Annotated in this window: 14 protein-coding genes; 5 read left to right on the plus strand and 9 right to left on the minus strand. The window is 69.9% G+C overall.

The annotated features are described in order from the left end of the window. The first annotated feature begins 7 nt into the window (after positions 1-7). Entirely contained in the window at positions 8-1,288 is a 1,281-nt protein-coding gene (locus tag AB0J87_RS04935; RefSeq protein ID WP_363962671.1) for a Gfo/Idh/MocA family oxidoreductase, read from the plus strand. Continuing rightward, positions 1,278-2,303 (plus strand): dienelactone hydrolase family protein, encoded by a 1,026-nt coding sequence (locus tag AB0J87_RS04940; RefSeq protein ID WP_363962672.1) that lies wholly within the window; start codon positions 1,278-1,280, stop codon positions 2,301-2,303. The genes AB0J87_RS04935 and AB0J87_RS04940 overlap by 11 nt, the downstream gene beginning before the upstream one ends. A gap of 116 nt (positions 2,304-2,419) precedes the next feature. On the opposite strand, the gene AB0J87_RS04945 is transcribed toward AB0J87_RS04940, so the two are convergent. From AB0J87_RS04945 to AB0J87_RS04975, 7 genes are all read right to left on the minus strand, one after another. Continuing rightward, on the minus strand, positions 2,420-4,189 hold the full coding sequence (locus tag AB0J87_RS04945; protein WP_350728619.1) for an ABC transporter substrate-binding protein: 1,770 nt from the start codon (positions 4,187-4,189) through the stop codon (positions 2,420-2,422). A gap of 18 nt (positions 4,190-4,207) precedes the next feature. Continuing rightward, the gene (locus AB0J87_RS04950; protein WP_350728620.1) at positions 4,208-4,483 is read right to left on the minus strand and encodes a DUF2160 family membrane protein; all 276 of its coding nucleotides are present in this window, start codon (positions 4,481-4,483) and stop codon (positions 4,208-4,210) included. Positions 4,484-4,485: 2 nt separating this feature from the next. Further along, positions 4,486-5,307 carry a carbohydrate ABC transporter permease gene (locus AB0J87_RS04955; RefSeq protein WP_192790434.1) on the minus strand — a complete coding sequence of 274 codons (822 nt, stop codon included), beginning with the start codon at positions 5,305-5,307 and terminating at the stop codon, positions 4,486-4,488. 4 nt (positions 5,308-5,311) lie between these two features. Next, on the minus strand, positions 5,312-6,208 hold the full coding sequence (locus AB0J87_RS04960; protein ID WP_363962673.1) for a sugar ABC transporter permease: 897 nt from the start codon (positions 6,206-6,208) through the stop codon (positions 5,312-5,314). Then, positions 6,205-7,299 carry an ABC transporter ATP-binding protein gene (locus tag AB0J87_RS04965; protein WP_355191196.1) on the minus strand — a complete coding sequence of 365 codons (1,095 nt, stop codon included), beginning with the start codon at positions 7,297-7,299 and terminating at the stop codon, positions 6,205-6,207. Before AB0J87_RS04965 ends, AB0J87_RS04960 begins: the two co-directional genes overlap by 4 nt. Then, the gene (locus tag AB0J87_RS04970; RefSeq protein WP_355191198.1) at positions 7,292-8,446 is read right to left on the minus strand and encodes an ABC transporter ATP-binding protein; all 1,155 of its coding nucleotides are present in this window, start codon (positions 8,444-8,446) and stop codon (positions 7,292-7,294) included. Before AB0J87_RS04970 ends, AB0J87_RS04965 begins: the two co-directional genes overlap by 8 nt. Before the next feature lie 109 nt (positions 8,447-8,555). Further along, on the minus strand, positions 8,556-9,002 hold the full coding sequence (locus AB0J87_RS04975) for a MarR family winged helix-turn-helix transcriptional regulator (RefSeq protein WP_363962674.1): 447 nt from the start codon (positions 9,000-9,002) through the stop codon (positions 8,556-8,558). Between the two features lie 43 nt (positions 9,003-9,045). Between AB0J87_RS04975 and AB0J87_RS04980 the strand changes: the two genes are divergently transcribed. Beyond that, complete coding sequence (locus AB0J87_RS04980) at positions 9,046-9,462, plus strand: VOC family protein (RefSeq protein ID WP_363962675.1); 417 nt, start codon at positions 9,046-9,048, stop codon at positions 9,460-9,462. A gap of 52 nt (positions 9,463-9,514) precedes the next feature. Here the strand turns inward: AB0J87_RS04980 and AB0J87_RS04985 are convergent, their stop codons facing one another. Further along, positions 9,515-10,297 carry an SDR family oxidoreductase gene (locus AB0J87_RS04985; protein ID WP_363963103.1) on the minus strand — a complete coding sequence of 261 codons (783 nt, stop codon included), beginning with the start codon at positions 10,295-10,297 and terminating at the stop codon, positions 9,515-9,517. Positions 10,298-10,393: 96 nt separating this feature from the next. Here AB0J87_RS04985 and AB0J87_RS04990 point away from each other — a divergent pair, with 96 nt between their 5' ends. Further along, complete coding sequence (locus AB0J87_RS04990) at positions 10,394-11,950, plus strand: DUF4434 domain-containing protein (protein WP_363962676.1); 1,557 nt, start codon at positions 10,394-10,396, stop codon at positions 11,948-11,950. 38 nt (positions 11,951-11,988) lie between these two features. On the opposite strand, the gene AB0J87_RS04995 is transcribed toward AB0J87_RS04990, so the two are convergent. Beyond that, positions 11,989-12,870 carry an arginase family protein gene (locus AB0J87_RS04995; RefSeq protein ID WP_363962677.1) on the minus strand — a complete coding sequence of 294 codons (882 nt, stop codon included), beginning with the start codon at positions 12,868-12,870 and terminating at the stop codon, positions 11,989-11,991. A 28-nt stretch (positions 12,871-12,898) separates the two neighbouring features. Here AB0J87_RS04995 and AB0J87_RS05000 point away from each other — a divergent pair, with 28 nt between their 5' ends. Further along, positions 12,899-13,501: a CGNR zinc finger domain-containing protein gene (locus AB0J87_RS05000; protein WP_363962678.1), complete on the plus strand. Its 603-nt coding sequence runs from the start codon at positions 12,899-12,901 to the stop codon at positions 13,499-13,501. The last annotated feature ends 128 nt before the right edge of the window (positions 13,502-13,629 follow it).

Here is a 13,629-nt window from a genome sequence, read left to right on the forward strand (position 1 = left end):
GAGAGACATGAAGTACGCGTTCGTCGGGCTCGGGCATCGTGCGCAGATGTATGTCGACGCGCTGCTCGGGGAGTGGCGCGACGCCGGCACCATCGTCGCCCTGTGCGACACGAACCGGACTCGCATGGACTACTACGTCGAGCGGATCGGTCACGAGGTGCCGCGCTTCGCGCCCGATGAGTTCGACAAGGTGCTCGAGCTCGCCGACGCGGTCATTGTCACCACCGTCGACGCCACGCACGCCCGGTACGTGTGCGCGGCGCTCGACGCCGGGCGTGACGTCATCGTGGAGAAGCCGCTCACCATCGACGCCGAGGGCTGCGCGGCCATCGCCGAGGCGGCCGAGCGCAGCAGCGGCAAGCTGATCGTCACGTTCAACTACCGCTACTCGCCGCGTAACTCGGCCGTGCGCCGCCTGCTGCAGGAGGGCGCGATCGGCCGGGTGACGTCCGTGCACTTCGAGTGGACGCTCGACACCATCCACGGCGCCGACTACTTCCGCCGCTGGCACCGCGAGCGGATCAACTCGGGCGGGCTGCTCGTCCACAAGTCCACCCACCACTTCGACCTGGTCAACTGGTGGCTGGCCGCCGCCCCGCAGACCGTCTTCGCCCAGGCCGACCTGCGCTTCTACGGCTCGGAGAACGCCCGCGAGCGCGGCGTCACCGACCGTCCGGTGCGGGGCCAGGGCGCCCCGGGTCTCGGTACGGACCCGTTCATCCTGGACATCTCCAAGGACCCCCGGCTCAAGCGGCTCTACCTGGACGCCGAGCACGAGGACGGCTACCTCCGCGACCAGGACGTCTTCAGCGACGGGATCACCATCGACGACACCATGTCGGTGATGGTCCGCTACACCAACGGCGCCGTGCTCACCTACGCGCTGAACGCCTACGCGCCCGCCGAGGGCTACCGGGTGGCGTTCAACGGCACGGGCGGGCGGCTGGAGCTGGAGGTCGTCGAGCGGGCGTGGACCCCGCCGCACGCGGCCATCGACCCGAGCTCCGCCTCCAAGAAGCACAAGGCCGACTCCTGGGAGAAGCTCACCCTGCACCGCCACTGGAGCGAGGCGGAGGAGGTGCCGATCGAGAGCGGCGCCGGCGGCCACGGCGGCGGCGACCGGCTGCTGCTGAACGACGTCTTCCGCGGCCCCGGCGACGACCCGCTGGCCCGGCAGGCCGGCTACCGCGACGGGATCCGCAGCGTGCTGACCGGCCACTCGGCCAACGTGTCGGCCGCGACCGGCGAGCCGGTGCACCTGGTGGACGACGGCACGCGTGTTCGCTGAGCTGGCCGAGGTCGCCGCCGCACGGCTCGGGCCGTACCCGTCTCTTCCGGGGCCCGAGCTGCGGCGGGCTGCGCGTGCCGCGATGGGGGTGCTCGACCTGGCCGCCGGTGACGTGCGGGTCGAGCGCTCGTGGACGGACGGGGACCTCGCCGGGGAGGAGCTCTCCTGGTCGGTGGGGTTCGGGCCGCGCACCCACGCGTACCTCCTGCGTCCCGCTGACGCGGCCGGGCCGCTGCCCGGGGTCGTGGCGCTGCACTGCCACGGCGGGATGAAGTGGGTGGGCAAGGAGAAGATCGCCGACGGTCCCTCCGGTCCATCCCTCGAGGTCCAGCGGGTCCGCGAGCGGCTCTACGGCGGTCGCGCGTACGCGAACGAGCTGGCCCGGCGCGGGTTCGTGGTGCTGGCCCCCGACGTGCTCACCTGGGGCAGCCGCCGCTTCCCGCTCGGCGTAAACGAGCCCGGCCCTTACGACGCGGCGGCCAGGGATCACGAGCACGTGGTCGCCAAGTACTGTGCCGCGCTCGGCACGTCCTTCGCGGGCGTGGCGGCGGGCGAGGACCTGGCCGCGGCGGCGTACCTCCGATCGAGGCCCGACGTGGGCACCGTCGGATGCGTCGGGCTCTCCGGCGGCGGCCTGCGGGCCGCGCTGCTCGGCGCGTTCGACCCTGACATGCGGGCCGTCGTGGTCGCCGCGATGGTCTCCTCCTACCGCGACATGATCGACGGGTACGTCGAGAAGCACACCTGGATGCTCTGGCCGCCGGGGCTGCCGCGCCTGGGCGACTGGCCCGACCTGGTGGCCGCCCGCGCGCCCGAGCCGCTCATGGTCCAGTACGCCCTGCGCGACGAGCTCTTCCCCGAGCCGGGCATGCGCCGGGCGCACACCATGATCGAGGAACGTTATCGCGAGGCTCCTGACGCCTACGAGGCGGTGTGGGCAGACGTGCCCCACAGCTTCGACGTGACCAGGCAGGAGCAGGCCTTCGACTGGCTGGCTCAGCGGTTGAAGGCCTAGGAGAATGCCGCCGCCCGGGACCTGCCCCCGGGCGGCGGCGCTCTGCGTTCATTGGCCGAGCCAGCTCGGCGGGCTGAGATGGATGTCCTCGCTTCGCTGCGGATCCATCTCAGCGGTTAGTTCCCCGACTTCCAGGTGGCGATGAGCTTGTCGTAGTCGAGCGTCTCCGGCTTGCCCCGCTCGTCGGCCAGCTTCGGCGCGGGCGCGCCCGGCTGGTCGAGCCAGTACTGGGCGGGCCGCTCCGGGTTCAGCTTCGGCGCGCAGTTGCCGCCGTAGCCGCGCCGCTCCAGCCGGGCCAGGATCTCGTCCTGCTGCTTGGCCAGGTTGTCCATCGACTGCTGGGCGGTCGTCTCACCGGTCACCGCGGTGGCCACGTTCTGCCACCAGAGCTGGGCGAGCTTGGGATAGTCGGGGACGTTCGTCCCGGTCGGGGTCCACTGCTTGCGGGCCGGCGAGGCGTAGAACTCGATGAGCCCGCCGTACTTCTTGGAGTTCTCGGAGAAGAAGTCGCTGCGGATGTCGGAGTCGCGGATGAACGTCAGGCCCTTGATCGACTTCTTCAGCGACACCGACTTCGACGTGACGAACTGCGCGTACAGCCAGGCCGCGGCCCGGCGGTCCTGCGGCGTGTTCTTGAGCAGCGTCCACGAGCCGGCGTCCTGGTAGCCGAGCTTGTTGCCCTGCTTCCAGTAGGCGCCGTGCGGGCTCGGCGCGATGCGCCACTTGGGTGTGCCGTCGCTGTTGACGACCGGCAGGCCCGGCTTGGTCATGTCGGCCGTGAACGAGGTGTACCAGAAGACCTGCTGGGCGATGTTGCCCTGCGCCGGGACCGGGCCCGCCTCGCTGAAGTTCATGCCCGCGGCCTCCCGGGGCGCGTACTTCTTCAGCCAGTCCACGTACTTGGTGAGCGCGTAGACCGCCGCGGGGCCGTTGACGTCGCCGCCGCGGGTGACCGACGAGCCGACCGGGCGGCAGTTCTCGACTCTGATGCCCCATTCGTCCACCGGCAGGCCGTTGGGGATGCCGGGGTCGCCGTTGCCCGCCATGGACAGCCAGGCGTCGGTGAAGCGCCAGCCCAGCGACGGGTCCTTCCTGCCGTAGTCCATGTGGCCGTAGACCTTCTTGCCGTCGATGGTCCCGTTGCCGTTGATCTTGTTGGTGAAGAAGTCGGCGATGTCCTCGTAGGCCGCCCAGTTGACCGGGACGCCCAGGTCGTAGCCGTACGCGGCCTTGAACTGCTTCTTGATCTCCGGGTCGGTGAACCAGTCGTAGCGGAACCAGTACAGGTTCGCGAACTGCTGGTCGGGGAGCTGGTAGATCTTCTTGTCGGGGCCGGTGGTGAAGCTGATGCCGATGAAGTCGTCCAGGTCGAGCGTGGGTGAGGTGACGTTCTTGCCCTCGCCCGCCATGTAGTCGGACAGCGGGAAGACGTAGTCGCCGCGCGAGTGGGTGCCGATGAGGTCGGAGTCGTTGACGTACGCGTCGTAGATGTTCTGGTTGCCCTGGATCTGGGTCTGCAGCTTCTCGATGACGTCACCCTCCTGGATCAGATCGTGCTTGATCTTGATCCCGGTGATCTCGGTGAACGCCTTGGCCAGTGTCTGAGACTCGTACTCGTGGGTGGTGATCGTCTCGGAGACCACGTTGATCTGCATGCCCCGGTACGGCGCCGCGGCCTTGATGAACCAGTCCATCTCCGCCAGCTGCTGGTCCTTGGACAGGGTGCTCGGCGTGAACTCCTCCGTCACCCACCGCTGCGCCGCGGCCTTGCCGTCGGACTCCTTGAAATCACTCGTGGGCTTCTTCGCGCCCTGCGTGCAGCCGGCCACTACCAGGACGAGCGCGGCCAGACCTACCGCCGCGGACCTGCCTGCCCGATGCCTCATCGCTCGGCTCCTCCTCTGTTAGCCCCATATCCCGATCACGACCGCCACCAGCAGCGCGCAACCGAGTGCGAGCCACATGGACAGGTCGGTGACAGCTATCCAGCCGGCCAGCACGACGGCCGCGCTGATCAGGCCGATGTAGAGCCGGTCGCCACGGTCGGTCTCGATGCGCAGGAAGCCGCGCCTGGCCACGGGAGGGGAGACGCGGGCCCAGACCGCCATGACGACCAGCAGCAGGGCGAGCCCGGCGAACACCAGGGCCGTCGGGACGGTCCAGACCATCCACTCCAGCATCCCTAGACCCTCCCCATGGTGAATCCCTTGGCTATGTAGTTGCGGACGAACCAGATGACGATCGCGCCGGGGACGATGGTGAGCACGCCCGCCGTCGCCAGCAGCGCCCAGTCCACGCCCGCGGCGCTCACCGTCCGCGTCATCGTGGCGGCGATCGGTTTGGCGTTCACCGAGGTGATGGTCCTGGCGATCAGCAGCTCGACCCAGCTGAACATGAAGCAGAAGAACAGCGTCACGCCGATCGCGGACCGGATCATCGGCAGGAATATACGAATGAAGAAACGCGGCAGCGAATAGCCGTCGATCGCCGCGGTCTCGTCTATTTCCCGGGGAATTCCCGACATGAAGCCCTCGAGTATCCACACGGCGAGCGGCACGTTGAAGAGCATGTGCGCGATGGCGACGCCGAGATGCGTGTCGAAGAGCCCGACACTCTGGTAAATCTGGAAGAACGGCAGCAGGAACACCGCCGGCGGCGCCATGCGGTTCGTCAGGAGCCAGAAGAACAGATGCTTGTCCCCGGCGAAACGGAACCGCGAGAACGCGTACGCCGCCGGCAGCGCCACGACGAGCGACATCACCGCGTTCATCGAGGTGTAGATGATGGAGTTCAGATAGCTCGAATACCAGGAGGAGTCGGAGAAGAAAGTGGCGTAGTTGTCGAACGTAACGCGCTGCGGGATGAGCGAGAAACTGCCGAGGATGTCCTCGTTCGGCCGGATCGACATGCCGAACATCCACAGCAGCGGCAGCATCAGCGTGGCCACGTACAGCCAGAAGACCGTCCGTGCCCAGGGCAGTCGCCGCTCGGTGCGCCTGGCCATCGGGTCACCTCCCCGACCTGGTCAGCACGGTGAAGAAGACGTAGCAGAGGATCTGCACGATCAGGAAGTAGAGCAGCGAGAACGCGCCCGCCGGGCCCAGGTCGAACTGCCCGACCGCGATCTTCGACAGCAGGATGCTGAGGAACGAGGTGGCGTTCCCCGGGCCGCCGCCCGTCACCACGAACGGCTCGGTGTAGATCATGAAGCTGTCCATGAACCTGAGCAGGATCGCGATCGTCAGCACCCCGCGCAGCCTGGGCAGCTGGATGTGCCGGAACGTGGCCCACGCCGACGCGCCGTCGATCTGCGCGGCCTGGAAGTACGGCTCCGGGATCGAGCGCAGGCCCGCGTAGGCCAGCAGCGCCACCAGCGGCGTCCAGTGCCAGATGTCCATGACCAGGACCGTGATCCAGGCGTCCGTGGAGTCCAGCGTGTAGTTGAAGTTGATCCCGAGGACGTTGTTGATCGTCCAGCCGCCCAGCCCGATGTCGCCGCGGGCGAAGATCTGCCAGATCGTGCCCACCACGTTCCACGGGATGAGCAGCGGCAGCGCGACCAGCACCAGCGCCACCGACACCCAGAAGCCGCGGCGTGGCATCACCACCGCGAGCGCGACCCCGAGCGGGATCTCCAGCAGCAGCACCTGCGCCGAGAACAGCAGCGTCCGCACGAACGCCGAGCGCACCTCCGGGTCGCGCGAGATCTCGCGGAACCACTCCAGGCCCACGAAGATCCGGTCATTGGGGTTGAAGACGTCCTGCACGGAGAAGTTGACCACGGTCATCAGCGGGATCACGGCGGTGAACGCCACCGACACGACCACCGGCAGCACCAGCAACCAGGCCCGGTTGTCCTTCCGCTTCAGGTCCGCGGCCCGCGGCTCCTCCTGGACCTCGGTCACGCCGTACCCCTTCCGTTCAAGGGCGCGAGGGAGCCGCACCTGACCTCGTCCCGGAACAGGAACGTCCGGTCCGCGGGGAAGTGGAGGAACTCGACCGAGTCGGGCCGGTACGGCGAGCCCGCCTCGGTCCTGGCGATCATCGGGTGCTCGCCGACCCTGGCGTGGACCAGGTCGTACGCGCCCATCCGGTCGATCCCGGTCACCGTGGCCGGTACGCCCGGCGACCGGCCCGCGCCGGTGATCTCGACGAACTCGGGGCGCACCCCGATCCTGACCGGCCCGGGAGGCAGCTCACCGGAGACCTGGCCGACGTCCGCCTGGCCGACGCGTACGACGTCGCCGACGATCTCGGCCGGGAGCATGTTCATGCCGGGCGAGCCGATGAAGTGCCCCACGAACTCGTGCGCCGGCGACAGGAACAGCTCGGCCGGCTCGCCCGCCTGCACGATCGCCCCGTCGTTGAGCACCACGACCTCGTCGGCGAACGTCAGCGCCTCCGTCTGGTCGTGCGTGACGTACACGAGCGTGTGTCCGGTGTCGCGGTGGATCTCCTTGAGCTTGCTGCGCAGCGTCCACTTCAGCGCCGGGTCGACCACGGTGAGCGGTTCGTCCAGCAGCACCGCCGCCACCTGGGAGCGCACCAGGCCGCGGCCCAGGCTGACGATCTGCTGGCGGCCCGCGTCCAGGCGGCGCGACCTGCGGCCGAGCAGGTGGTCGAGGCCGAGGAGCCGGGAGACCTGGCGGACCCGCTCGTCGATCTCCTTCTTCGGATATTTCCGGTTCCGGAGGGGGAAGGCGAGGTTGTCGTAGACCGACATCTCCTCGTACAGGACCGGGAACTGGAAGACCTGCGCGATGTTCCGGCCCGAGGTGGGCACGTCGGTGACGTCGCGGTCGTCGAAGAAGATCCGGCCCACCGTGGGGGTGAGCAGGCCGGAGATGATGTTCAGGAGCGTGGTCTTGCCGCAGCCGCTCGGGCCGAGCAGCGCGTACGCCCGGGAGCTCTGCCAGGTCCAGGTCATCGGCTTGAGCGCCCAGGTCTCGCCGCCGTCGTAGCTGTGGCCCACGCCTTCCAGGCGGATGTCAGCCATGCAGGTCGACCTCCGCGGCGCTGGTGGCGAGCAGGCGCCCGCCGTCCTCGTCGAAGACGAAGACATGGGCCGGGTCCACGTACGCGACCGCGGACTCGCCGGGCGTGAACAGCCGGGTGCCCGTCAGGTGCGCGACCAGGTGCACGCTCCCCTGCAGGAGCAGGTGCACGAACGTCGCGCTGCCGGTCACCTCGGCCAGCCTGATCTCGGCGGGCAGCTCCAGCGCCCCCGGGCCGGCGCGCTCGATGCTCACCTGGTGGGGGCGGATGCCGAGCATGACCTCGCGGCCCGACGCGTGCGCGCGGGGCGCGGGGAACGACGTGCCCAGGACCTCGATCCGGCCGTCGCGTACGACGCCGGGCAGCAGGTTGAGCGGGGGGTCGCTGAGCGTGGCGGCCACGGCCAGCGTCGGCGGGTGCGCGTACATCTCGGCCACGTCGCCGACGTGCTGGATCCTGCCCTCGCCCAGGACCACGGTCGGGGCGGCGAACGTCAGCGCCTCGTTCGGGTCGGCCGTGGAGTAGAGGACCACGCCGGGGGAGTCGGCGAACATGGTCTTCAGGTCGGCGCGTAACTGCTCGCGGAGCTTGAAGTCCAGGTTGGCCAGCGGCTCGTCGAGCAGCAGCAGGTCAACGGGGCGGGCCAGCGCCCGGGCGATGGCGGTGCGCTGCTGCTGGCCGCCCGACAGCTCGGCGGGGCGGCGGTCGAGCAGCCCCGCGATGCCCATGAGCTCGGCGACCTCGCGCACCCGGCGGTCGATCCCCGCGCCCCGGAACTTCGGGTCGAGGCGGAGAGGAGAGGCGATGTTCTCGTGGACGGTCAGGGACGGGTAATTGATGAATTGCTGATAGACGAAGGCGACCGAGCGTTTCCGCACCGAAATCGCGGTGACGTCTTTTCCGTCGACCACGACGCGGCCCGAATCCGGCGGTAACAGTCCGGCGGCGACGCGCATCAATGTCGTTTTTCCCGCGGTCATCGGGCCGACGAGTGTGGTCATTCCGTTGGATAATTCCAGGCGAACGTCGTCAAGCCAGGTCTCCCCGCGCTGCCGTACGAAGACGCCATCGAGAATCAGCGTCACTGTGCCGGTCCTCTCTGCTCGCCTCCATCTAACATGATCTGTAACTGTGTGCAAAGAGGGCATGTGGTGTTGCTGTGCAGAATGTGACGGATGAGTAATCACGATTCGATGTCGGGACAGCCGTGAACGGCCGGGCCTATCACTCCGGCGGCTTTTTCCCTGCTCATCGCCGTTATCTGAAGATTTTCGTGATCAGCTCGTGGAGTCGCTCCCGCTCGTCCGCCGTCAGCGGCGCCAGCGTCTCCCGTTCCACGCGCTCCACCAGGGCCCGCCCCCGCTCCAGCGCGTCGCGGCCCGCGGGCGTCAGCGAGACCCGGTAGCGCCGCCGGTCGGCCGGGTCGCGGTCGCGTTCGGCCAGCCCCGCGCCGATCAGCTCATCCATCAGGCGCACCATGTCGCTCGGATCGAGCCCCAGCCGGCCGCCGATCTCGCGCTGGGCGGCGGGTCCGGAGTCGGCCAGGGTGGCCAGCACGGCGAACTGCCACAGGCTCAGCCCGGCCTCGTCCGCCAGCCGGGCCGCCACGGCGCGGCGGCTCCCCACCCCGACCTTGTGCAGGACGAAGGTCGTGATCGCGAGCAGGGTGGGCGGCAGGTCCATGTCCCTAGTGTAGGTTGTCACCAATAATTGGTAGTTACCCACTATTTCTCGCTGGAGGCTTCCGATGGACGCGCTCTACCCCCGCCTGCTGGTGCGTGACTTCCCGGCCAGTGCCGCCTTCTACCAGGCCGTGCTCCGCGAGCTGCTCGGCGTCGAGCCGGTGAAGGTCCTGCCCGGATACGCCAACTGGGACATCGAGGGGCAGGCCGGGCTGGTCCTGTTCGGCCGGGACCGGCTCGCGGCCGCCGTCGGCACCGCGGACCTGCCCCAGGCTGCTCAGGACACGGCTCAGGACACGGCTCAGGACACGGCCATGCTGGTCATGAAGGTGGACGACGTCGACGCGGCCGCCGACTGCCTGACCCGCCACGGCGCCACGGTCGTCGCCCCGCCCCAGGACCGCCCCGACTGGGCGCCCACCCTGCGGACCGCGCACCTGCGCGACCCGGAGGGCAACCTCATCGAGCTCCAGTCGTACTGATCATGGAAGATCTTCAGGGGAGATCTTCAGGGGAGATCTTCGGAGGAGGTCTTCACGGGAGGATCGAGTCCACGTAGCCGCCGTCCACCCGCACCGCGCCGCCCGTGGTCGCGGAGGCGAAGGGCGAGCTGAGGTAGACGACCATGTTCGCGATCTCCTCGGGCTCGATCAGGCGCTGCAGCAGCGACTGTGGCCGGTGCTCCCGCATGAACGCCCGCTGCGCCTCCTCCCACGGCAGGTCCTTGTCCACGAGCTGGTAGACGAACTCCTCCACGCCTCCCGTGTGCGTCGGCCCGGCGAGCACCGAGTTGACCGTCACCCCCGTGCCCGCCGCCGCCTTGGCGAAGCCCCGGGAGACGCCCAGCAGCGCGGTCTTCGTCATGCCGTAGTGGATCATCTCGACGGGGATGGCCACGGCGGAGTCGCTGGCGATGTACTGGATCCGGCCCCAGTCGCGCTCGATCATGCCCGGCAGGTACGTACGGGTGAGCCGGACCGCGGCCAGCACGTTGACCTCGAAATAGCGCCGCCACTCGGCGTCGTCGATCTCGAGCGCGGGCCTGGCCCCGAAGATCCCCAGGTTGTTGACCAGGATGTCCACCTGCGGCAGCGCGTCCAGCACCGCCGCGCAGCCCTCGTCCGAAGTCACGTCGCCTGGAGCCTCGATCAGGTCGCCGACGCCGATCTGCTCCATCGCCATCGCGACGGAGCTCTCGGTGCGGCCGTTGATCCCGACGCGGGCCCCCGCCAGCGCCAGCCCTTCGGCGATGGCCGCCCCGATGCCCTGAGTCGAGCCGGTGACCAGCGCGGTCTTGCCGCTGAGATCGATGCGCACCATGTCATTGTCGGTGATCAGGTGCCGGAGGTCACGCCGGGACACGTGCACGGCGCGCCGGATGCGTAGGCTGGGGGTGGCGTGGAAGGGGCGTGGGTGCACCGGATCATCCTGTGGCTGGTCGTGGCGGGCGCCTTCGCGGCGAGTCTGGTCGTGCCCGGCGACTCCTCCGGGGTGGAGGAGTGCCAGTCGCGCGACACCCGGGTCGTCGCCCCGTACGTCGTCACCGGCTACTGGGTCATCCCCCGCGCCGATCCGTGCGTGACGCGGCGCATGGTCGAGGCCGTCCACGCGATCGGCGGCGACACGCTCATCACGTTCGGGCCGAGGTTCAGCGCCCGCGAGGATCCCGTCTTCGCCGACTGCCTCGTGGACGGGCGGCCGTGCGCCGAGGTGCCCGGGGTCCGTCACGTCTACACGTACGTGACCAGCGAGGAGTTCGGGAAGGGGCTGCTGCGCTGCCCGGGGCTGGACCGGCGGATCGAGAGCCGGGGCCGGATCTTCTACCGGGTCTCGCTGGCCGGGTCCTGCGCGGACCCCGTCCAGGATCTCGTGCTCGTCTCCACGGACGGCGACGGGCTCGGCCACCTGATGACCGAGGCGGCCGCGTACGGGATGACGGTGTTCCCCGGGCTGCCCGCCGCGCCGCAGCAGGAGGGCAAGCCGTGGGAGCCCGACAGCGCGCACACCCCCGCGCTGAGCGCCTTCACCGCGCGGGTGCTGGCCGACTACCGGGAGCGGTTCGGGAGGTCGGCGGCGTTCGGCGGGGTCTACCAGTCGTTCGAGCTGGCCATGCGGGGGCGGGGGCCGAAGGATCCGATCATCGAGCTGTACGCGGCCCAGCACGCGGTCGTCGCCGCGGCCCTGCCCGGGAAGAAGATCGTGGTCAGCCCGTACATCGACGCCCGGAGGGGGCGCGGGTTCCCGCCCGGGCAGGTGGAGAAGGGGCTGGCGGACATCGCCGCGACCCGGGCCGGGGCGCCCATGGCCGTCGCCGTGCAGGACGGGCGGGGGACGGGGAAGGTGCCGGTGTACGGGGTTCATGAGGAGGAGGCGCACGTCGCTCCGCGATTGGCGCCGGTGGTCGGGGATGTGAGCAATGCCCGGGCGTACTACGGGTCCACGCGCGACTACATCGAGGCCGCGGCGCGGCGGGTGCCGTCCGGGGTGGAGCTGTGGGTGAACGTGGAGGGGTTCGAGCCGACGCCGGTGGACGGGGAGTGCGGGCGGGTGGATCCGCTGCCGTTGCGCGGGCGTACCACGAAGGGCCGGATCGATACGCAGGTGATGGCGGCGGGGACCTACGCCGGAAAAATCATCTCTTATGGGTGGGACCCGTTCTTCACCTGCCAGGCCCGCTACGACACACCCTCGCTGGCCGACGACATCGTGAACGGCTGGCGGCAGCCGATCATCGTCGGCGCCACCCGCAAGGAGATGAACGGGCGGCCCGGCATCCTCGTCGAGGGCTACAACCTGCGCGGCGGGATGCTCCGCTTCGACCCGCAGGGGGCGGTGGTCAAGCAGGAGTGGTACGGGCGGGGGCGGCTGGAGTCGGCGTGGGCCCCGTACGTACCCACGGGCCCCTGGACCTCGATCACCGCCACGAACGAGACCGGCCACTCCAGCACGAGCGGCTACACGATCCGTTAGGCCGTTAGGCCGTTAGGTCAGCCCCTTAGGTCAGCGCCTTAGGTCAGCGCCGACACGAGGATGTCCGCCAGCAGGGCGGCCTGGCTGCCGTCCTCGTCCAGGTCGGGATCGAGGATCGTCACCTCCAGGCCGGCGGCTCCCGGCAGCTGCGCCAGGCCGCGGATCAGCTCCGTGAGCTGCGCGGCGTCGAGCCCGCCCGGGGTGGGGGAGTCCACGGCGGGCAGCACGGACGGGTCGAGGACGTCGGCGTCCACGTGGATCCAGAACCCGTCGAGCTCGTCACGCACCAGCACCTTGCTCGCGTCGTCGAGGGAGATGTCGGTGCCCGGAAGGTGCGCGATGCCGCTGTCCGCGATGTCCCGCAGGTCCTCCTCGTCCCGGACCCCGATCACGATCACGTCCTCGTCCCTGACGTACGGCCGCAGCCCGTCGATGTCCGCCAGGTAGTCGTCACCGCGCCCGGTGATCAGCGCCAGGTCCTCCCCGGCCGCCGCCCCGACGTGCGGGCTGTTGCCCAGGTGCCGGAAGTCGGCGTGCGCGTCCAGGTACGCCACCCCGTACCGCCCGCTCCTGCGCAGGGCGAGGGCGGGGCCGAGCAGGATCGAGCAGTCCCCGCCGAGCAGCACCGGGAACCCTCCCGCCGCCCGGATGCCGGTCACCTTGTCGGCGAGCCTGCGGGCGTACGAGGCGATGGCTGGGCCGTTGCGCACGCCGCTCCCGGGCTCCCATGTGGCGACATAGCGGGGCGGGACCAGCGTCCCCGCGTCGGCGGCGCCGAGCCGCCGCACGAGGCTCGCGTTCCGCAGCGCCCAGGGGGCTTTGTAGCAGCCGGGGATGGTGTCGGGGGCGAGCGGGCGCAGGCCGAGATTGGACGGGGCGTCGAGGATCGTCAGGTGCCTGTCAGGGGTTATTCTGTTCATAGTCGTGACGGTAACAGAGGGAGGATGGATGCGCCAGTTCGCTGAAACGGGTCTTGTGGCACTGGATCTGGCCAACACGTGGGACGAGTACCTGGACGACCCGGAGCGCCTGCCCGACACGGCGGCCCTGCACCGCTTCTGCCACGAACTGCACCTTTCACCGGAGACGCGGGCGAGGGTGCTGTCGGTGGGGGGGCCGCTCAGTGGTGCGCCGAGCGAGGACTCGGCGGGAACCGGCAGGCCGGACGCGGGGGACCTGCGGGCGGTGCGGGCGGTCCGGGAGCGGCTGCGTTCCGTGCTGTCCTGCGATCCTCCCGACCGGACGCGCGCCCTGGCGCAGTGGGCGGGCGAACTGCCGATCCGGGTGGCGGTGGAGGACTCGGACGGTGCACCCCGACAACGCCTCACCGCCCCGGAGGGAGCCGTCCTGGCCGAACGGCTCGCCGTACGATCCGTCGCCGAGCTGCTCGACCTGTCCGCCTCGGGCGACTGGGAACGGCTGCGCCTCTGCGCGGCCGACCCCTGCAAGGACGCCTTCGTGGACCACAGCCGCCCGGGCAAGCGCCAGTTCTGCTCGACCCGCTGCGCCAACCGCGCCCACGCCGCCGCCTCCCGCGCCCGCCGCCGCTGAGCCCCCCGCTATCGGTGCTGCCCCCCGCTCCCGAAGGCCGCTGCCCCCGCGCCCCCTGCGGCGGCGTCCCGGGCAGCGGGAATTGTCGGTCCGGGTCGATAGCTTTCGATCATCCCCCCGACGATGGA

The organism is Nonomuraea sp. NPDC049625 (genome assembly GCF_040675285.1).
Taxonomy (GTDB): Bacteria; Actinomycetota; Actinomycetes; order Streptosporangiales; family Streptosporangiaceae; genus Nonomuraea; species Nonomuraea angiospora_A.

Coding starts and splice junctions, on each gene's coding strand:
- AB0J87_RS04935 (WP_363962671.1), top strand. CDS start 8: ATGAAGTACGCGTTCGTCGGGCTCGGGCATCGTGCGCAGATGTATGTC.
- AB0J87_RS05000 (WP_363962678.1), top strand. CDS start 12,899: ATGCGCCAGTTCGCTGAAACGGGTCTTGTGGCACTGGATCTGGCCAAC.
- AB0J87_RS04955 (WP_192790434.1), bottom strand. CDS start 5,307: ATGGCCAGGCGCACCGAGCGGCGACTGCCCTGGGCACGGACGGTCTTC.
- AB0J87_RS04970 (WP_355191198.1), bottom strand. CDS start 8,446: ATGCCCTCTTTGCACACAGTTACAGATCATGTTAGATGGAGGCGAGCA.
- AB0J87_RS04945 (WP_350728619.1), bottom strand. CDS start 4,189: ATGAGGCATCGGGCAGGCAGGTCCGCGGCGGTAGGTCTGGCCGCGCTC.
- AB0J87_RS04980 (WP_363962675.1), top strand. CDS start 9,046: ATGGACGCGCTCTACCCCCGCCTGCTGGTGCGTGACTTCCCGGCCAGT.
- AB0J87_RS04950 (WP_350728620.1), bottom strand. CDS start 4,483: ATGCTGGAGTGGATGGTCTGGACCGTCCCGACGGCCCTGGTGTTCGCC.
- AB0J87_RS04995 (WP_363962677.1), bottom strand. CDS start 12,870: ATGAACAGAATAACCCCTGACAGGCACCTGACGATCCTCGACGCCCCG.
- AB0J87_RS04965 (WP_355191196.1), bottom strand. CDS start 7,299: ATGGCTGACATCCGCCTGGAAGGCGTGGGCCACAGCTACGACGGCGGC.